The 20,144-nt window shown below is 64.1% G+C and carries 12 protein-coding genes and 1 pseudogene; 7 read left to right on the forward strand and 6 right to left on the reverse strand.

Translation table 11 applies throughout. The features are described from left to right. Window positions 1-1,741, reverse strand: a pseudogene (locus DP107_RS17895) (hypothetical protein); the annotation flags it as partial. A 387-nt stretch (window positions 1,742-2,128) separates the two neighbouring features. Here DP107_RS17895 and DP107_RS17900 point away from each other — a divergent pair. The 3 genes from DP107_RS17900 to DP107_RS17910 all read left to right on the forward strand — a co-directional run bounded on the left by DP107_RS17900 (window position 2,129) and on the right by DP107_RS17910 (window position 8,427). Continuing rightward, window positions 2,129-3,637, forward strand: a complete 1,509-nt coding sequence (locus DP107_RS17900) for a cyclase family protein (RefSeq protein WP_202877444.1) — start codon at window positions 2,129-2,131, stop codon at window positions 3,635-3,637. Between the two features lie 425 nt (window positions 3,638-4,062). Next, window positions 4,063-7,035 (forward strand): phage/plasmid primase, P4 family, encoded by a 2,973-nt coding sequence (locus tag DP107_RS17905; protein WP_144263477.1) that lies wholly within the window; start codon window positions 4,063-4,065, stop codon window positions 7,033-7,035. Between the two features lie 954 nt (window positions 7,036-7,989). Next, on the forward strand, window positions 7,990-8,427 hold the full coding sequence (locus tag DP107_RS17910; protein WP_185977390.1) for a hypothetical protein: 438 nt from the start codon (window positions 7,990-7,992) through the stop codon (window positions 8,425-8,427). 2,095 nt (window positions 8,428-10,522) lie between these two features. Here DP107_RS17910 and DP107_RS17915 read toward each other — a convergent pair. Continuing rightward, window positions 10,523-10,987 (reverse strand): MerR family transcriptional regulator, encoded by a 465-nt coding sequence (locus DP107_RS17915; RefSeq protein WP_144263479.1) that lies wholly within the window; start codon window positions 10,985-10,987, stop codon window positions 10,523-10,525. Window positions 10,988-11,344: 357 nt separating this feature from the next. On the opposite strand from DP107_RS17915, the gene DP107_RS17920 reads away from it, so the two are divergent. The 3 genes from DP107_RS17920 to DP107_RS17930 all read left to right on the forward strand — a co-directional run bounded on the left by DP107_RS17920 (window position 11,345) and on the right by DP107_RS17930 (window position 16,171). After that, window positions 11,345-11,764: a hypothetical protein gene (locus DP107_RS17920; RefSeq protein WP_144263480.1), complete on the forward strand. Its 420-nt coding sequence runs from the start codon at window positions 11,345-11,347 to the stop codon at window positions 11,762-11,764. A 319-nt stretch (window positions 11,765-12,083) separates the two neighbouring features. After that, entirely contained in the window at window positions 12,084-15,008 is a 2,925-nt protein-coding gene (locus DP107_RS17925) for a phage/plasmid primase, P4 family (protein WP_144263481.1), read from the forward strand. Window positions 15,009-15,733: 725 nt separating this feature from the next. After that, window positions 15,734-16,171 (forward strand): helix-turn-helix domain-containing protein, encoded by a 438-nt coding sequence (locus tag DP107_RS17930; protein WP_144263482.1) that lies wholly within the window; start codon window positions 15,734-15,736, stop codon window positions 16,169-16,171. Window positions 16,172-16,389: 218 nt separating this feature from the next. On the opposite strand, the gene DP107_RS20560 is transcribed toward DP107_RS17930, so the two are convergent. Beyond that, on the reverse strand, window positions 16,390-17,145 hold the full coding sequence (locus DP107_RS20560; protein WP_202877445.1) for a BRCT domain-containing protein: 756 nt from the start codon (window positions 17,143-17,145) through the stop codon (window positions 16,390-16,392). Further along, window positions 17,142-17,633 carry a hypothetical protein gene (locus DP107_RS20335; RefSeq protein WP_185977391.1) on the reverse strand — a complete coding sequence of 164 codons (492 nt, stop codon included), beginning with the start codon at window positions 17,631-17,633 and terminating at the stop codon, window positions 17,142-17,144. Before DP107_RS20335 ends, DP107_RS20560 begins: the two co-directional genes overlap by 4 nt. 291 nt (window positions 17,634-17,924) lie before the next feature. Here DP107_RS20335 and DP107_RS17945 point away from each other — a divergent pair, with 291 nt between their 5' ends. Next, window positions 17,925-18,419 (forward strand): SWIM zinc finger family protein, encoded by a 495-nt coding sequence (locus tag DP107_RS17945; RefSeq protein WP_144263483.1) that lies wholly within the window; start codon window positions 17,925-17,927, stop codon window positions 18,417-18,419. Between the two features lie 47 nt (window positions 18,420-18,466). Here DP107_RS17945 and DP107_RS17950 read toward each other — a convergent pair whose 3' ends face one another. Then, window positions 18,467-19,741, reverse strand: coding sequence for an RNA-guided endonuclease InsQ/TnpB family protein (locus DP107_RS17950; RefSeq protein ID WP_144263484.1), 1,275 nt, complete (start codon window positions 19,739-19,741; stop codon window positions 18,467-18,469). Next, complete coding sequence (tnpA, locus tag DP107_RS17955; protein WP_144263485.1) at window positions 19,738-20,118, reverse strand: IS200/IS605 family transposase; 381 nt, start codon at window positions 20,116-20,118, stop codon at window positions 19,738-19,740. The genes DP107_RS17950 and tnpA overlap by 4 nt, the downstream gene beginning before the upstream one ends. Between the last annotated feature and the right edge of the window lie 26 nt (window positions 20,119-20,144).

Genomic DNA, 20,144 nt, shown 5'->3' on the forward strand with positions numbered 1-20,144 from the left:
CTGAGGTGGTGACGAACTCGTCCGGGCCAAGCTCGTCGTCATCGTCCAGCTCGTCAGAATTGGCGTCGACGGTGGCGATGCGATAGGTGCCGGGAATATTCAACGCGTTGGGGTTTTCCGAGTCACCCACGAGGTCGAAGTCCTCAACTTCGAAGGTGTCGTCGCCGTCCACGTTGATGGTAGTCACAAGGGTGTAGTCGCCCTCGTCCCGTGCGTAGATTGCGACATCCTCGATACCGGGGGCGGTTGTGCCGTTGATGGTAATCTCGGAGCCAATCACGTAGGTGCCGGTGGGGTTGTCGAGGGTGATGGTGCCCTCAGTGACCTCAAGGGTCTGCTCGTCGGCCTCGAGAGGGGTGTTGAGGTCGTCGGGGTCGACATCGCTGACACTGCTGTCATCGTCGAACCGGTCGACAGAGTCGAACAGCGTGACATCGATGCCGGTGTCGTCAAGGACACCGGTTTCAATCTGGCCGACGCCGGTGCCGCCATCAATCTCGATGAGGGCCACGGCATCCCCGTTCACCTCACCAGTGTCGACGGTGTCGCCGACATCGCGGAAGACGTCGTTGACATCGCGGCCGTCGCGGACGTCACCGCCATCAATAAGCACGGGGTGAATGTCCTCTTCGTCAGCGCCTTCGATGTCAAACTGGACGTTTTCACCCTGGGTGGCGGTGTCCTGGTCAAGTTCGAGGGTGGCGTCGTCCTGGGCGGAGATTTCGAGAGTGGCACTCTGTTCGGCGTTGCCGAAGTCGAGGTCGTCTGCCCCGAGGACAGTAACGGTGTACTCTTCACCGCTTTCGAGTTGGTTGAGATCGATTTCGAAGTTGGCCGTACCGTCGCCGTCCCGGTCGTCCTCTGCGTCGGCGCCGGCGAGGGCCTGGCCGGTCACGTCGAGGCCGGATTCGTCTTCGATAACGACTTCGAGGGCTTCGGAGGTTTCGAAGTTGTATTCGGCGACGACGGTGGCGATGTCGTTGGAGTTGGAGATGGTGCCGTCGGCGACGTCGGCGCCGTTCTCGTTATTGATGTCGAAGCTGGAGACGCGGGCCGTCTGCACCGTCAGGCTCGTGCCAGTGCCGTCAGACTCGGTATTGTAGGAGCCGGTGGCCTGGTCCGTCGGGACAGGCTCTTGCAGGGGGACGCCTTCGTTGTCACCGGAACTGCGCTCGAAGTCGGCCGGGTTGAGCTCGCCGCCCGCGCCGTCGGTGATGAAGAAGTCATCTTCGCCCTGGAAGAGCGTATCGCCATCACCGACGACGCGTTCGTCGCCGGGGGACGAGGGCGGCGGGGTGGGGGTGGACCCGCTGTCGACGGTCACCGTAGTGGTATCCTCAGCATCACTGCTATTAGCACTGGTTTGGAGCGTGGCAGTTGCGGTGATGTCGAAGTCACTGCTAACGTTTCCGGGCAGGGTCACGTCGAAATCGTAGCTTTCGCTATTGCCAGCGCCCGGCAGAGGAGTGCCACCGAACCCGAGGAAACGGGGGTTGTCGCCAGCGACGGTGGTCCCATCGGGGAGTCCAGTCAGTTCGATTTGTCCGCTTGATGCGTCCTCATCACCGTTGTTTGTAACCTCTACTGTCACTGTCACCGTCTCGCCGGCTTCCGCCTCAACGGGTCCATCGGCGGTCACGGTGACCGATGTGTCCGGTTGTGCGGACACCGGCATCGCGAGAACGGACCCTATCATGAGGACCGTAAACACGATTGCGAGTGCGCGTTGTTTGCCTGTCATGTGTATTTAAATTTGATTAGTCGTATACGATGCTCGCGTCGTCGCCGCGGGTGATGAGTGCATAATTCTGATCTCAGCCTCTATTCGGTACGGGTACTTCGAGCGACGGGTGAGGTAAATACTTTCTGTAAGCCGACCGTCTGACGCCCTCTGACATCCTCCTGCAGCGGCCCCCGTCGAGGTCTCCCTTCCCCACTGGAGGGTGAATCCAAGAGTCGCGGGAGGCCACCGATTCGCCTCAACATCCTCATACCCGTAACTCATCTATGGTTATTTACACATATGTGTTTATTATTCCGCGCTCGGGACCATAGCTAATATATGGTAGATCATGACCATGCTCCAGACTGTGACTGTGGGACAACTGAGGCGAGTCGCCGTGGGTTCATGGCCGGCTGTGGCGCCACGCTCGCGCTCGCGCTCGCCGGAGAGGGAATTGGAACGGCCACAGCGACGCAAGACGGCCCACAGCCAATCGGGCCGCTTCTGAACGACATGCCCGACAATTGGGGGCGGTTCGGCGACGACGACGAACTCGGTGCGATCAATTTCCTGGGCGGGCAGGAAATCGTCGCAGGGATGGAGACGGTCACCAATTATGACCCCGAGAGCGCCGCCCGGTTTACACTTCAGGACCCAATCACGGGCACCGGCATCGACGCGCTGGTCAGCGACGCTGAGAACCCCACGACCGACACCGGGGATCCGATGTTCCCCGGTCGGTTTCCAGCTCGACGGACAAACTGGGCCGACGCGAGCGACGAAACAGGGTCGCTCGCCACTGCCCCAGCCGACGGGGGGATGGCGTTTGCTGATGACGCGTTCGCGGCACCACTGTATATCCAAGGGGCGACCCACGCGGACGCGCTTGGTCACGGCTGGTATGACGGGCAGCTGTACAACGGGTTTGACGCCGCGACAACACACACCCCTCGAGAGTTCGAACAGGGAGTAGAGGGAATCACCGGTCTCAACGCGCTCTCCGGCGACTCCGAAGTGGGCAGCGTTGAGACGACACATGGCCTCGGCCGGGGAGATATCTCACAGGCCGCCGACGCTGGCGTCGTCGGTCGGGGCATCCTGCTGGACGTCGGGCGGCACATGGGAACAGAAGGCCCTGATGGAACCTGGCTTCCACTGGACCCAACGGGAACGAATGAGGACGCTGCCATCACGCTCGCCGACTTGCGGGCCACCGCCGATGCGCAGGGGACCGAGATTCGCGAGCGGGATATCGTTCTGATTCGGACGGGCGCCATTGAGCGCACAAAAGACTCCGATGCCGAGTGGCACGCATTGGGAGAGCCGGGGTTGACCTACAGTGACGCTCTCGTCGAGTGGGCCCACGATATGCAGATTCCGTACATGGGTGCCGACAACCTCGCGGTCGAACAGATTACCCAACAGGTCACTGCGGAAGATGTCGGAGAGGGGCGCGCAAACCTCACGGGGACGTACCTGCTCCCACTCCACGGCGCATTCCTCCGTGATCTCGGGCTCACGCTGAACGAGGTGATGGACCTGTCCGGACTGGCTGAGCAGTGCGCCGAAGACGGAATCTACGAGTTCATGTTCTCAGGCGCCCCGCTACACGTCGAGATGGCGACAGGCGGCCCGATTAACCCGGTCGTAGTGAAAGCAACCGCCGAGAGTGGTATGGATGAGGACTCCGCAGCAACGGAAACTGAGACCGAAACCGAGGCTGAGACCGAGACTGCGACCACCACAGATGCCGACACCACCGTTGAGACGGGTGCCGAGCAGGACGCCGAGACTGGCGAGACAGAGGCGACAACGGCGTCTGGAGATGGATTCGGAATCGCGGCAGCAGCCGCCGGGATTGCGGGGGTCGCCGGCGCCGCGGCACGAGCATTACGTGATGGGTCTACAGACTGACATTCGCCCACGACTGACCTCGTGAGGTTCGACGGTCACAGACCGTGCCCACGACGGAGAAGTCCCCCACTCGTCTCATCTCACGGGTGGTGGACCGTGCCAGTACGGCCCCCGACCGACACCAGCGCCGACATCGCGCTGGCGACGCGTTTATGATGGGGGCGTTCAACAAGTCAGACCAGAAGCTAACACACGAACGCGCACAGAAGGGGACGGGTCGCCGGGTTGCATCCCTGCCAGGACGCCCGACGACTTGTTCACTCCTTCTGTTCCGGACCCCATCAACCTAACGGACAAGCGGCTGCGCCAGCCGCCCCACCAGACGATGGCCCGGACGGCCGAGCTCGTGACCGGCGTCCCTGCGAGCGGACGACCAAGATGGACACACCCGACCCACGCACCCATCGCCGACGGAGGGACCGACGATGAGCACCCGGCAGAAGTTCGAGCCCGAACCCGTCCCCGACGAACTGAAAGAACGGGCCCAGTGGCTGCTCTGGGACGCCTCGAAAGACCGGAAACAGCCGTTTACACTGAAACACGGCCGCCTCGCGCCAGCGTCGTGGACCGCCCCCGCCGACTGGCTCACCTTTGAGGACGCGACCGAGTTCGCCAGCCAGCGCTCGTCGGTCGGTATCGGCTACGTGTTCGCGAACACGAACGAGGACTACCAGCGGGGCGTCTACGGCGGCCTGGATCTTGACGGCTGCTTTGTCGACGGGGAGCCGAAAGACTGGCTCCCGGATCTCCAGCCGTTCCTGGACCGGGACGCCTACATCGAGTTCTCCCCGAGCCGCGCCAACCCAGAGAAGCAGGCCCACGGCGCTCATATCCTGCTAGCGGGGTTCGAACCGCCGGAATGGTGGAGCGATGTAAGTCTCGACGATCACGAGGGCGTCGAAGCGTACGGCAGCAAGTTCTTTACCGTCACCGGCGACCAGCCGCGGTCGGCTGGCGCGACCATCGCCGACACCGGCGACTGGGTCACCGAGTGGCTCGCCGACGCCTACGAGGCCGTCACCGGCGACACCGCGCCGCCACGGCGCGACGACGATCAGGAGCATCTCTCGGACTACGAGCGCGCACAGCGCCAGCATGACCCGGCAGAGACCGCTGACGGCACCGCCGATATCATGAGCGCGCTGGACCGGCTGGACGCCCGGCGCGTCGCCGAGGACACCATCGTTCACACCTGGAACGACGGCGCCAGCACGTCCGGGGACAAGCGCGCGTTCATTCCGACGTGGGCCGGGGCGTCCTGCAACGGCACCGCCAACGTCGTCGATCGAGACAAGTGGATCGATACCGGCGGCAGCGGTAAAGGGGGGCCCGCAGTGATGGCCGCCATCGACATGGGCGCCGTCGACCCACAGCGGAGCCCGCAAGACGACGTGAACGGCTCGCTCTGGTGGGACGCCGTAGAGCATCTGCGCGACGAACTCGGGTACGACCTCCCGGAAACGGCCCAGCAGAAAGACACCGGCCCCTCGCTGAAGGAACTCGCGGCCGAGCATCTGGACCAGTTCGATTCCGCTGATGAGGTCCCGAACGGATTCCTCGACGACCTGACGCCGGACGGGCCGCGCGCCACAGAAACCAGTGTTGTCGCCGGTGGCCCGGACGCCAGCACCACGATCACGGAAACCGACGGCGGCGAAACCGCCACCGAGTCCAGCAGCGCCACTACCTGGGAGCCCGAGGAGGCCAGCCACGAGGCGCAGGTCGAACACCGCGTTTACAGCGAGGTGTTGGTCCCGCTGGAACCGCCTCAAGAGGCCGAGGTAGAGGAAATCGGGCTCCAGACCGCCATTCATCGGACGGCCGAGATCTTCAATGAGGAGTATCACTGGATTCGGCCGCGCTCGGACACCCGCGGCTGGCGCGACACCCTCTACAACTACGTCCGGGAGGAGGGCATCTACGAGCCCCACGGCGAGCCCGAGGCGGCACGGCTCGCGGAACGCTACCTCGGCGAGTTCGCGACCAACGAGGTCGTCTCCCAACTCGTCGGCAAACTTGAGCGAATGAATCGCGTCCGCGCCAAACAGCTGGACGAACCCCCGGAGCGCCTGGTCGTCGACAACGGCGTTCTGGACCTGACGACCGGCGAGTTGAGCGAGCACACCCCCGGCGAGTTCCACCGCACCCGGCTCGATGTCGAGTGGAATCCCGACGCTGAGCTCGGCGCCGTCGACAAGTTCCTCAATCAGGTCGTCGACGGCAGGGACGTTGACCGGCTCTACCGGTTCGTCGCTCACACGCTGTACCGGGACTACCCCGGCGAGAAAGCGGCTATGCTGCTGGGCGAAGGCCGCAACGGGAAATCCATGTTCCTGGAACTGGTCGAGGAGTTCCTCGGCGAATTCAATACCACCCATCAGCCGCTTCGCGATCTGAACGAAGACCGGTGGGCCGCCGCCTACCTGAACGGGAAGCTCGCGAACGTCGTCCCGGACATGAGCGACCAGACGCCGGACTCGATGCAGCAGTTCAAGGCGCTCACCGGCGGCGACACCGTCTCCGGTGACGTGAAGTTTGAGAATCCGGTTCGCTTCACGAATCACGCGACGCTGATGTTCGCATGTAACTCAATGCCGGTGCTCCATGACGACACTCGGGGCAACTGGCGCCGCTGGCAGCTCATCACCTTCCCGCACACCTTCGACAACACCACGCCGGATGCGAAGGATGCCGAACCAAAGGAGTCCCTGCGAGAGCGCCTCTACCGGTCCAAGGAGTTCCAAGGGCTTCTGGTTCGGTGTGTCGAGGAAATCCAGCGGTGGGCGCAGGACCCCGAGGAGCCGTTTTTCCCCGACGCCGACGGCTGGAAGACGACCCGAGCGAAGATGCGCAAGGCCGCCGAGCCGGTCTACGACTTCGCACACACCTGCCTCCGGCCAAACGAGGATTCGGAACTGCCCAAAGAGGAGATTCGGGAGTGCTACCGGCGCTACGCGACCGAGGAGGGGCTCAGCAAGTTCAGCGATGAAGAGTTCGGTCGCCGACTGCTGAATCTCACCGACTTCAATATCGACAGCGGGCGGCTGCGGGGCGACGAGGGGCCTAACCACCGCGTGAACGTGTACAAAGGTGTCGAGTTCACCGACCGGGCGAAATCACTCATGCGCGACGAGAGCCCCAGCAGCGCAGCGCAGCGGACCACCGACGAGTTCACTGCGCCGGACGCCACGACGAAAGGGTCCACGGCCCAGACACAGCGGGTCGTGGAGACGCTGCGACAGAACGCCGATAACCAGGGCACCGTCGCTCGCGGGGCACTGGCCGAGCAGCTCACCCGTCGCTTCGATCTGGACCTCGACGAGGCCCGCGAAGAGATTGAGACGGCACTCCACAACGGCGCGGTGATGGAGACAGGAGACGGTTTGCGACAGACGTAGCACCCCGCCCCTGAAACGGGGCACGGGCCCGCCGGCGACCAGCAACGGCTCTCGCGACCGTTCCTTTTTTTCATTGCGCGTGACTCTGCGAACGACTCAGAAGCTCGCAGGGCGGCCGGTGAGCTACCGCGACCAAGCTTGTGAGCATCATCACCGCGTTCTGCCCGCGCCAGTCCACGTCGCAGTGGCCAGTGCTGTCCGGGGGATGTCCAAGGGGTGGTCAGGGGGCACCCTGGACAAAAAATCACCATACGACAGGGCGATAGTGTTCTTTGGTCGGGGTGGTCAGGGGTGGTGACGTATTTATCGCGTATGCGAGAGCTTTCGTCTGTTTTCCAATCGCATCAGAAGACAGGTAGAAAAGCGATACCCCCCTGACCACCCTGCCCACCGATAGCTATCCGGTTGCCGTCCTGCGATTAGCTGTCCAAGGGGGGCCCTGACCACACCCTGACCACACCCTGGACACTCCCTGGACACGGAGCAGCCGCGGTCGGTGAAGCGCTGACATCCTCCCCTATTTAAAGCCGGGGGTCCCTACTGGGAGTTGACTTCACGAATCGCGGGAGGTACGCAAGTTCGTTGTCGCGCTGGCCGGTTCCCCGCGTTTCGGGCTGCCGAGCCCCAACCGGAGTAGCGTGGGAGCGCCCCCGTACAAAATGAAGAAAGTTGATATTGGCAGAGCAACCGGGAGCGCCCCCAGTTGGTGTGCTGAGCAGAGAGAATCTCTTGGTGGAGAGCCGTGCTGATTATGAATCAAGATTAGTGGGGTGTACGGGCATTGGGAGGGCTCACTGGGGCAGGTGACCTGCCCCAGCTAGCCCTCGAGAGGGGGCGCTACCTAGTGTGGTGGACGTTGCCTCCCCCAGGCAGGGACGTTGCTCGGGGGGTCGTTCTGACGTTGAATTTACGTTGCCTCTTGCACATTAACCACGTAGAGCCATGTTGCGACATTTGCGGACCTTCCTGTCGCGGGTCACTGCCACATTGTCTGACACCGAGGAAGGGACGATTTGGCTTCAACGAATGACATATCAAGGCGGCTGGGAGCGAAAGCTATCAAATTTTGACCCAGATGATTTTTATCGAGAGCGTCCGACACCTGATGATAACATACTACCGGGGCCGGGCCGGTACCGTGCGATCCGCCGGAAGAACGGGCGACTGGGGGAGACGCTGTGGGAGTACGAAACTGCCGACGCCGAGTCGCATTACGCGCGCCAGCGCCGCAAGGCCCGCCAGCAAGAGCGCCTCTCACAGATGTCTGTCGAAGAACTTCATGATGAACTCTCGGGCCAGACAGATGAACTGGACCTGTTGTCACGGGATGTAATCCGCGATCAATTTGAAGCGCGTGGGGGGTATGAGGCTTTGAATTCCAACCAGGGATGAACTACCCTCCCCTGCTCGCTCACGGCTGACGCCGTTCGCTTCTTCAGGGTATGGCTTCCTGGGTTTCAATGACCCCCGACGAGGCGTTCATCGCGCGATGCTGCCGCCGCTGAGTGGCCTGTAAGGCTCCTCCGCGAGCGGCTGGAACTCTGCGGCGACTTTGCTCGCGTAGCGGCGCAGGGCGAGGTGGCCGCCGGCCACGGCGGCGACCAGCCCGCCACATCCGACTGAGGCCCCCGCCCCGCCCCGGCGCGAGCCGGGCGGGGCTTTTTTTACGGTTCCTCGACGAGTATGCACCACTTCACACCGGCCCGCGCCCGCCTTTGCACGGTGGCAAACGCGGGGGTCCAAAAGAAGTTAAAAATGAGCAAAAGAACACCCCCCCACCAAGGGGGGACCAAGGCAACGTGGGGGGCAACGTGGGGGGCAACGTGAAGCCCTTGGTGTGCTCTTGGTGGGCCCTTGGTGTCCCTTGGTGGGGGGGTGGGGGTAGAACGGGGTAGCTGGGGCGGGTGGGATGCCCCGGTTAGGTGGGGGGTGTTTGCGCGGGGGCAAACGGGTGGGGGACCAAGGCCAGCAGGGGGGTTGCGCGGCGGCAAGCGAAGGGGGCTGGGCGAGCGCCCCAGCGAGATGCTGGACCTCCCGCTCGCCGAGGCGGACGGTGACAAGTAGCGAGCCGAAGCCCACTCCTTCAGGGGTGAGTGACTGACTGCATATGAAGTGGGCGGGACCGGTGCCTGTCATGGCCCCTTGTTGTTCCGCCCCGTGCCGTTGGCCTAACGGCAGGCGTTTTTCCAACAAGATCGGTAAATACTTTGTGTGCTCAGTTGCGTGTAAACCAGTTGCATACCTCTGCTGCAGGCGATTCGCGCTTGCGAGAGCTCAACATATTCTCGGCTGCGCCACGACTGCACCGCCTCCCTATAAACAAAAAATAAACGTGCGAACGCCGCCCCCCTCCCCCTGGTGTCCAGCGACACCACCCCCCTGGTGCCCAGCAACACCACCCTGGCGCACCCCGCCGCCGTCCAGCGATTCGGGGGGCCGTCGTCGGAACAGGGGGGCGCCCTCTTGCACAAGGGGTCTACGGTGGCGCCGACGGCGTCGCGCGTCGCGCGCGCGGCACCCGAGGGGTGGGGAGGGGGAGGCGACCTTCCGCCACGCCCCCGTCTCAAGCGCTTCCATCGGCACCGGCCGGCAGCAGGCCGCGAGAACGGCCTACACATACCGATGCGCTTTCACGCTCCGGTACTGACCGGCCTCATCGACCAGTACGTCGTCGAGGCGTCGTAGATCGCCCAAGGACCAGCACCACCCGCTGGCGCCCTCAAGATTGAATTTCGGTCGGATCTGGGCATCCGCCAGTTGAACGAGCGCCGGCACCATCTCCTAGATGAACTGCTTGTCTCACGCGAACTTGACGTCCGTCATCGGTCACGTGGAGACAAGACGCACAGTCGGAGCGAGCCCGTTCTCGTGCTTCGCGTCATGCGAATTCTGTGCGGTAGAATGGCTCTACAGGGGAGTTTGCTGGAAGGACACAGGGGAATAGATGATGTGGTAGGCCTTCCTGTGCCCAGGCGATGCGTTCAAGCCATGACAGGCACCAAGTATTACCGCCCTTGGAGGCGGCCCGGGGCGTTTAAGCAACACCGGGTGTAGCACTCTACACCCTCCTGTTGTATGACGTTTTCGACGCTTCACACGACACGTTTTCTCGGGCGTCTAGCCGTCTCAGTGGGGTTCAGCAGTTTCGAGGGAGAGCCCCCCGGCTTCGATAAGCGAGCACTTCCGTCCCATCGGAAGCGCAAAGCGAGCCGACACTCTACTGTCGGGGCGGAGCGCCGAACAGGGGTGGGGGTAAATCGCGCAAATCGTTCGGCGGGAATGTTCCGCCGTCCGGTGCCGTCCCGGGGCGGTTCTTCCACACACGGCGACGGGATGGTCCGACAGCGGCGACGGCCGGAGTCGGGTACACACACTATGTGAAGTGTGTGTCTACGCGCATTTGACTGATCATACAGCGCCAAGTGGTCACCGGTCAACCCTCTCGGGGGCGGGGGAAAAAGAGCCCCACGGGAGAGCGAAGCCGCGCCTACTCGCTTCCCACTACGTCGTCGGGCAAGTCGTCGTTAGGATTCGGCCCGATCGGGAGCGCGCGCGAGCGCGTTGACCGGGGCCTACCGTTGAGGAACTTCCGTAGGACTTCATCGGGCAGCGCGAGCGCGTCGGCGAACCCGTCGGAATACCCCGCGCGGTACTCGCTGCTCTCGTCGGCGCGGGCCCTCTCTCCAGAAAGATTCGGCGGTGAGCCGTCGTCGTACTCCCCCAACATGGCTTGCGGCGGCCGCGGCGCGAACCACACCCGAGCGCCGTTCGGCAGCTCTTGACGGCCGACCTTTCCCTCGGAGTGGGCCCGCTTGAGCCACTTCCGCGCGGTCGGATCCGAGACGTCGAGCTCATCCGCCACCTGCGACGCCACGGCGACGTGCTCGTCCCACTCCCGGACGGCTTCGGCCACCTCATTGATGGAGGTTTTCTGATTTCCAGAGCTGCTCATGGTGTTGCTGTCACAAAAACGATACCCCCCACGCCGGAAACCTCTTACGCACGGCGGAGCAACGGCTAATAACACCGAACGCACTTCCGAGGCGGACCAGTTGCCCCCCGGCCGGTACCGCCGCTTGAGGAAGTTCAGAATCGGGGGGTGGCCGGTCATCCCAGCCACCCCGTGTATCGTTGTAGGAGCGAGCACGGGCGCTGGGCGCTGTCCGGCCGAGAGAGGCTTGGATTCCGACGGCGCTTTGACGCGCGCGTCACTGGGCTTTGGTTCTCCGGCTACTTGGCGTTTTGCCTCGGAGAATGGACGCGTGGGCGTACGTGAGCCGTCGTGAAATGTTCTTTCGACCGTTCGAAAATGAAATTCGATTACACGCCGAACGAACGTATCGCCCGCCGAGACGACCTGTATGCCCGCGCCCGCCACGACGCCTCCGCCGGCAGTCGCGAGGAGTACACCGCTCAACACGTCCCCCTCCCGGACGGCGGCGAGCCCGACGCCGACGCCGACGACACCGGGCCCGAACCTGTCACCGAAGTAAACAGTAACGGCGGGGACGACGACCGCCGGGATGCGTCAACCGTCGGATGTAAGAAAAATGAAACGCCTGAGGGCGGCGGGGGGGTCGACGCCAACGAGCGCGCCGGGACCAGCACACGGGACGGTTCCGGCGGCGATCCGCCTCTCTGCGGGGCTTGGAGTGGTTCTGCATTCGACAATCCCGAATCCGACACCTGCCGGGCGGAGATCTCCCGGAAGCGAGGTGAGCACGCGTGACCTTCAGACACACATCGGGTCACTTCCTCCACACCGCGGCAAGGGTTAAGATGGGGCGGGGACACAAGACGGAGTATAGGCTAAGCGACGAAGGCGCGCAGAGGACGGGAGGCCGCCGGGTGCTATCCCTGCCAGGACGCCCGACGACTTACTCTGTCCTTCTGCTCCGAGTCTCATCAACTTATCGCCGAAACGGCGGCTCCCCACATGGGGGCGAGAGTGATGGGATCGGACGGTCGAGCTCGCCGCCGGCGTCAGGCGAGCAGACCACGATGGAAAGCCACGGACCATACACACATCAGGGACGGAGGAATCGACGATGACGGCGTTCCAGAAGTTTGACCGGGAGAACGTCGTTGACGAACTGAAAGACCGCGACCAGTGGCTTCTCTGGGATGCATCGGCAGAGCGCAAGCAGCCCTTCACGCTGGCGCACGGTACGCTGAGCCCCGCTTCCTGGAACGACCCGGACGACTGGCTCAGCTTTCAGAAGGCCGCCGACTTCGCCGAGCAGCGCGACCCGGTCGGTCTCGGGTACGTCTTCGCGAAGACCAGCGACGAGTACGCACGCGGCGTGTACGGCGGGCTCGATCTTGACGGCTGCTTTGTTGACGGCTCACCGAAAGAGTGGCTCCCCGATCTCCAGCCGTTCGTCGAGCGCGACGCCTACGTTGAGTTCTCCCCGAGCGCCGCGAACCCGGAGAAAGAGTCTCACGGCGCGCACATCCCACTCGCCGGGTTTGAACCGCCGGAATGGTGGTCCGACGTGGAGTTCGACGGCGCACACGAGGGCGTCGAGGCGTACGGTAGCAAGTTTTTCACCTTCACCGGCGACCGCGCCCGGTCCTCCGGCGATAGAATCGCCGACACGGGTGACTATGTCGAGGAGTGGCTCGCGGACGCCTACGAGGCGGTCACAGGCGAGACGGCGCCGCCGCGCCGGGAAGACGGTCAGGACAACCTCTCGGATTACGAGCGGGCACAGCGGGACCACGAGCCGTCAGGGAACGATGGCACCGCCGACGACGAGTGGCTTGATCAGGAGCTCGTGGAGGAGGCTCTTAGGCACATCTCTGCGAACTGCTCATACAATGAGTGGCGAAACATTGGCTTCGCGCTCGCGGACTTCTTTGACCGGGAGTCCACGGCGCTGAGTGTATTCACGGACTGGTCGCGAGCATCGTCGGCCTGGGACGACGATGCCCCCAAGCTCGCGAAAAAAATCATTGACGGCGCCGACGACGCCGGAGTCGGCGACGTGACCATCGCGACGGTCGTGCACAAAGCGGTGAACGGTGGGTGGGAGCCCCCCAGCAGCGCGCGCGCCCCTTCGATGAAGGAACTGGCCGCGAAGTATTCCGACCAGTTCGACTCCGTTGAGGAGGTTCCTGACGACTTCTTAGAACACGTACCAACAGACAGCCAAGACGGTGAGGGCAGCGAAGCGAGAGCCGAAACGGTCGCGGGCGGCCCCGACCCTAAGGCGCCAATGGCCGAGACCGACGGCGGCGGCACCACAACCGCGGCCGCGGCCGCGGCGATGGACTCTGACGACCTCGCTCACGAGGACCGGGTCGCCAGAGAAATCTTCCGAGACGTTCTGGTGCCGCTCAGAAATCCCGACAACTTCGAGGGCGAGCCTATCGGCAAGCAGCGGGCCGCCCACCGGACCGCCGAGTTGCTGAACGAGCACTATCACTGGGTCCGCCCCCGCTCGGACACTCGTGGCTGGCGGGATACGCTCTACAACTACGTCCGCGAGGAGGGCATCTACGAGCCACACGGAGAGCCTGAGGCCGAAAGGCTCGTCGAGCGGTACTGTCAAGATGCCGCGACCAACGACTTCGTCAACCAGGTCGTCGGCAAGCTGGAGCGGATGAACCGCGTCCGCGCGAGACGCCTCGACGAAGGACCCGAGCGGCTGGTGGTGGCGAACGGCATCCTCGATCTCACGACCGGCGAGCTCGAGGAGCATACGCCAGGCGAGTTCCACAAGACCCGGCTCGACTGGGAGTGGAACCCCGACGCCGAGGTCGACGCCGTTGACGAGTTCCTTCACGAGGTCGTCGACGGGAAGGACGTCAACCGGCTGTACCGGTTCATCGCCCACTCGATATACAAAGAGTACCCCGGCGAGAAGGCGGCCATGCTGCTCGGCGAGGGCCGGAACGGGAAGTCCATGTTCTTGGAGGTCGTTGAGGAGTTCCTCGGCGAGTTCAATACCGCACACCAACCGCTGCGCGATCTCAATGAAGACCGGTGGGCCGCGGCTTACCTGAACGGGAAGCTCGCGAACGTTGTCCCGGACATGAGCGACCAGACCCCGGATTCAATGCAGCAGTTCAAGGCACTCACCGGCGGCGACACCGTCTCCGGCGACGTGAAGTTCGAGAATCCGGTGCGCTTCACGAATCACGCGACGCTGATGTTCGCCTGCAATTCAATGCCAATCCTCCACGACGACAGTCGGGGGAACTGGCGGCGCTGGCAGCTCATCAACTTCCCGCACACCTTCGACAACAACGATGAAAACGCGAAAGCCGCCGTCCCGAAGGAGACCCTTCGGGACCGACTGTGCAACAGCGAGGAGTTCCAAGGGCTGCTCGTCCGCTGCGTGGAGGAAATCAAGCGGTGGGCGAACGACCCCGACGAGGAGTTCTTCCCCGACGCCGACGGCTGGAAGGTCACGCGGGCGAAGATGCGAAAGGCCGCGGAGCCGGTCTACGACTTCGCACACACCTGCCTCCGGCCAAACGAGGACTCTGAGCTCCCGAAGGAGGAGGTCCGGGAGTGCTACCGGCGCTACGCGACCGAGGAGGGACTCGGCAAGTTCGGCGAGGAGGAGTTCGGCCGCCGCTTGCTGAACCTGACCGATTTCAACATCGAGAGCGCCCGACTGCGCGGCGACGGCGGCCCCAACCACCGGGTGAACGTGTATAAGGGCGTGGAGTTCACCGACCGGGCTAAGTCCATACTCCGGGACGAAACCCCCTCCAGCGCGGCACAGCGGACGACCGACGACTTCACTGCGCCCGACGGCTCGACGAAGGGGTCACGGGCCGCGACCGAGCGCGTCTTGGAGATCATCAAGGACGAGGACCCCGACGGCGTCCCGCGTGGGAGGCTCGCCGAGCTACTGACCCGGCATTACGGGCTCGATCTCGACGAGGCCGACGACGAGATCACTACCGCGCTCCACAATGGGGTGATCATGGACTGCGGCGACGGGTTGCGACCGACGTAGCACCCCGCCCCTGAAACGGGGCACGAGGCAGCGGGCGGCCAGTGGCGACACTCGCTCGGGCAGCACATTTTGACGGTTCAAGCGCCTCGACGGCTCTCGCGAGCGCCACCCCGCGTCCTCAACCGGCCGGGAGCCGCGGGAGACCCCGCTCGGCTTGACCCCATCACCCGTGAGAACGGGGCCAGTTTCCAGTCTAATGGTCAGGGGTGTCCAGGGGTCGTCCGGGGTGTGGTCAGGGGGTACCCCGGACGAAAAACCACCAGACGGCGGTGAGGTGTTCCGCAGTGGTCAGGGTGGTCAGGGGTTATTGCGTATCTATCGCGCGTGTGAGATGTTTGCTGTGTAACGCGGTTGTATGTCAGGTAAGAGGTGGATTACGTCGAGACCCCTGACCACCCTGACCGCCGGGTTCTGAGGCGGCGCTGTCTTGCGGTTTTCTGTCCAGGGGGGTCCCTGACCACCCCCCGGTCGACCCCTGACCACCAGCCGCTATCAGTGAGCGGACATTCGATGGGCCTCGACCCCGCCGCGGAATCGTCCCTCACCAGCGCGCGGGTTCGACGGGCCCGACGCCGACGCCGCCGAGGAGTTCCTCGCGACCGTTCGGGAGACCCCCCTTGTGCAAGCCGCCGGCCGCTACGCCTGAAACCCCGAGGATCCCGACGACGGCGCGGTCGTGTTCGTTCGCTTGAGCGCGCTCCCCGAGGAGTACGTCGACCTCCAGAGTGCCGGGCGTCGAGTGGCTCGCGACCGACCGGCAGTGGGCCGTCGTCAAGGCGCTCCAGCAGCGAGAGTACACCACCGCCGCCGAGCTGGCCGACGCCACCGACCTCTCGAAAGAACACGTCCGGCCCGCGCTGGAGTGGCTCGTCGACGCCGACGCTGAGCTCGTCGAGTGCCGCGAGGAGGCCGGCGAGCACGGCGCGCACTTGTGGGCGCTCGCCGGCCTCGGCACCGAGCCCGCGGTCGTGGACACGACACCATGCCCGAGGAAACCGCCAACGGTGGCGTATGGGAGAATAGTACGTGGGCGTTGGTGGTTTCGGCTGGGTACACACTCCCGGCGTCACCGACCACGCTGGACCAGCCGACGACGAGCCGCGTTCGGATCGGGTTCGGGCCGACAACGGCCGCGAATCCCGGTGCCGATCCCGACCGGCTGACTGGAGAGAACCCGTCCTGCGCACGCGCGCTTCAGGACAGTAGGAGACCCCCAGGGGGCCAGTCGTCGCCGCCCCGTCGCCGCCGAGCCGCGTTCGGGGTCGGGTCCGGCCCGGCGACCACGGATTCGGGGCCGCCGACGCCCCGCCCGGCTGCCGAGAGAGTTCGCCCGAGTCACGTACGCGCGCAGTTCAGAACAGTAACAGAGCCCCCGGGGGTGTCACGGTGGGTAGTTGACCCCGTGCTCGTTCAACAGCGAAGTAAACGCCCGCTCGTCGAGGATCGGGGTGCCCTGGAGCCCTGCCGTTTCCGTGTGCTCGCCGGCGCTATCCCCGGCGACAAGGTAATCCGTCTTCTCGGTGACTTTCTCGCCAATCTCGGCGCCGTGGCTCTCGACGACGGTCCCCACCGTCTCGCGGTCGCGGGAGAGCTCGCCGGTGAAGACGAAGGTGAGCCCCTCGAGCGCGTTGGGCTTGGCGTCGACCGCAAGCTCCCGATGGGCGATAGCGAACAGCTCCCGTGCTTGCTCGTCCGTGACGTCGACCACCTCGACGGGGTGGTGCTCGAGGCCGGCCACCTCGGCGGCTCGCACGCGCTTATGACCGTTCAGGATTGTCCCGTCGGTACGAACGACGGGGAAGCTCCCGGCGTACCCGGCCCGCCGGCACGCCCGGACCACGGCGTCGTCGGGCGTCACCCCGCCCGGGTATTCGTGGTGGGGCTCCAGCTCGTCGAGCCGCCGGTATTCGATTCGCTTGCTCGGTGTGAGCGCGACCACGATGTTCGGGTTCCGAACGTACACGGCGCCGAGTTCCTCGCCGGTATCCTCGTTTTCTGCGTCAAATAGCACGACCGAGCCTCGGCTGTGGTGGACCCGCTCGACCCACCCGACGAACGTTCCGGCGTCGGTTGTGACCCGTGCTCGCTTCCCTCGGAGCCCGGTGTCGAGCGTGTTATTAAATGGATTCCCGCTCATGCTCTCTCCCCGACCCACCGATACGTTCGGGTATTCGGTTTGTCGACGCCTTCCAGTTGTTTGAGCGCCGCCTTTCCGAACGCCTCCCAAAACGAGCCGAAGCCGTATCCTGTCGTCTCGGCGTGTGTCGCTTCCCAAAATTCCGTTTCGGCGTCGGCTCGCGTCACCCCGCCGTCGCGGGTTTTGACCCACCGGAGGAACGCCTCCAGTACCTCCCGGCGAGCGTCGGTGAGCTCCCGGTCGAACGCGAGCCCGGCGACATCGGGGATTCCGGCGGCCGCCTCGGTGTCGGCCGGTGCGGTGTCCGACGTGCCGTCGTCGTCGCCCCAGTAGATGACCGTCCGGCCGGTTTTGCGTCGCGCGAGGGTGCCGTCGTTGACGAGCCGCTGAAGTTTCTGCCGTGCGGCTTCGGTCGTGCACTCCAGATGTTCGGCGACGTCGCTCGAGGTGATTACCGGGCCCTCGACGGCGCCGAACACGTCGAGCACGGATTCGGGGGCCACCGTCTCGACATACTGGCCGTCGTCGCCACGTTCTCGGGTCATTGTGGGCGTGTGGGTGGGGGAAGTCATAGGCGTATTGGCTGTACCAAATTGGCGTAAGCAACCTCCCGGCAAGAATATGTTGGTGGTTTCCAATTGGCTACAACCAACAGGCTTATGGCCTATTGGCTACTACAAAGAGGTGGAGGCGGCCCGGCCCCTCAGGGCGTGGCGGTGCGGAAAACGCCCGCGTGTCCTTAGCACGCGAGCCGGGCTGTCTCGGGAGTGAGTTAGCCCATGTTGACCGACGACATCACGACCGACGAAAGTACCGATATTGACCGGCGCGGCGCCCGCGCGCTCACCGAGTACATGACCGCGCTCCCGGAGGGCGGCGACGTCTATTCCGTCACCACCGAGAGCGGGAGCGAGTACGCCGTCGACGCCCGCGAGGGCCGGTGTACCTGTCCGGACCACCAGCACCGCGGCGCGCGATGTAAGCACCTCCGGCGCGTGGCGTTCGCGACCGGCGCCGAGCCGGTCCCGGCGGTCGTCGACCGCGGCGCCGTCGACCCGGATCTCGGCGCGCACGTCGACGCCACGCCGCGGGTGGCCGCCACGGACGGCGGGATTATTGAGGCCGGCGACGACGGGGAGATTCTCAAGGCCGACACCGACACCGACGACCGCCCGGCCGACTGCGGGTGCGGCGCCTGGAACGCCGACGGGCCGCTCCCATGCTGGCCGTGCTACCGGGACGGGTTCGACGAGCCGGCGAGCGACGACGATTGACATCCTCCCCGCGCGAAAGCGCGAGGATTCCTCCGTTGGGGATTCGGCTACCGACCCACGGAGGCAACTTGCGGGTTTGTGCGCGCTTCTTTGGGACTTTCGTGAGGGTGTGGTTTCCCCGACCAGTCGTGGTCGTCCCACTCGAATCGCACGGGCCGTGCCATCGGCCTGATTTCGCAATCGCTGTTTTTTCGAAGGAGCGTCTCTGACGCCGTGAGGTCGGCGTGTCCCTCGAATCCACACGGACACGTCAGCGTATCCTTGTGGCGAACCGTCTCCTCATGATCGCCACACTCGGGACACGTCTGACTCGTCCACGCTTCCGATTCGGCTTCGAGGCTGATGCCGTACTCCTCACAGACACACGCGAGCCGGTGGATGAACTTCTTGAACGCCCAGAAGTTGTGCGTCTTCTCGTTCACCCTGACCGACCAGTGCGTTTCCAGCACGTCGGTCAAATCGCCCACGTACACCGTCGCCACGCCCTCGTCGTACAGCCGTTCAACAAGGTCGCGTACCAGTGCGTTCTGTGCGTGGTCACGACGCTTCGTCCGCTGTCGGTACAGCCGTCGAATCCGCTTGGAACTGTAGCGTCCCTCCCGGAGTTTCGACTGCAGACGGGCGATTTCGTCAGTCGTCTCGCGGAACCGTCCGAACAACTCCCAACCGTCGTAGAGGTACTGATTCCCAGTGGTCGTGGAACAGGCGACGAGATTGTTTGCGCCCACGTCGAGGGCGGCTTCGTGAGAAGCCAGTGGTGAATCCAGTCGAGAATCAGGTACGGTGACGGGTTGGAAAGCCCTGAACGTGTCGCTCACCTCGTCGTACTCAAGTTCCAGACGCCCCTGTTTGCCGTCCCACTTCGGGTTGCCTCGGACTTCGAGGCGGAGTCGTTCGTGGTAGCCGAGTCCGTATTCGTCTTTCAGTTCTTGCCCGACAGGGATTTCGAGACGCGACCGCTGGCCCCACTGAATCGTGTACTGATTGCACCGAATGTAGGTGCGGAGTTCTCGTCCGTCCTCCTCGTTGCCCCAGTACGACGGTGGGTTGGCGTATTCGCCTTTCTCTTTGAGGGCGAAGAACGACCGCCACGCTTCGCTGTTCTTGCGCGTGACCTGTTGGACGGTCGCGCTTCCGACAACACCGTTGTAGCGTCCTCGGTACTCGGAAGTGTCCCATACGTCGCCGTCACCGAAGTAGTTCTGACGACGTTCGTAGGTCAGCTCATTCCACAGGGAGGCGGAAGCGTCGAGTAGCCGTAGAAGGCACTCTTTGTCGTTCTCGGTCTGGGGGACGATCTCGAAGGTGTTGACGCGCTTCATGCGCCCTCGCCCTCTTGTTCAGCGATGTACTGTTCGACAGCGCCTTTCGATGCGCTCCCCGCCGTACCGACGTAGTACGAGCGAGTCCACTTCACGCGGTCGTCGTACCGCTGGTTGTACTTCCGCGCGGAGATGCCCTTCACCCAGTTGACGATGAGTGACGGGGCGTTCTTCGGCGGACTCCCGATGAACAGGTGTACGTGGTCGGGCATGACCTCGGACTCGGCCAGTTCGAGGCCCTTATCCTCACACATTTCCGCGAAGATGGATTCGAGACGTTCCTTCGTCTTCCCCGTCAGGTGCGAACGCCGATGTTTCGGCACGAACACTATGTGGTAGTAGAGTTCGTATTTCGCGTGACGGGTACTCCTCACCATTTATGCATACTATTACAGTCGGACGG

Origin of the sequence: Haloglomus irregulare (assembly GCF_007421925.1) — an archaeon.
Classification (GTDB): Archaea; Halobacteriota; Halobacteria; order Halobacteriales; family Haloarculaceae; genus Haloglomus; species Haloglomus irregulare.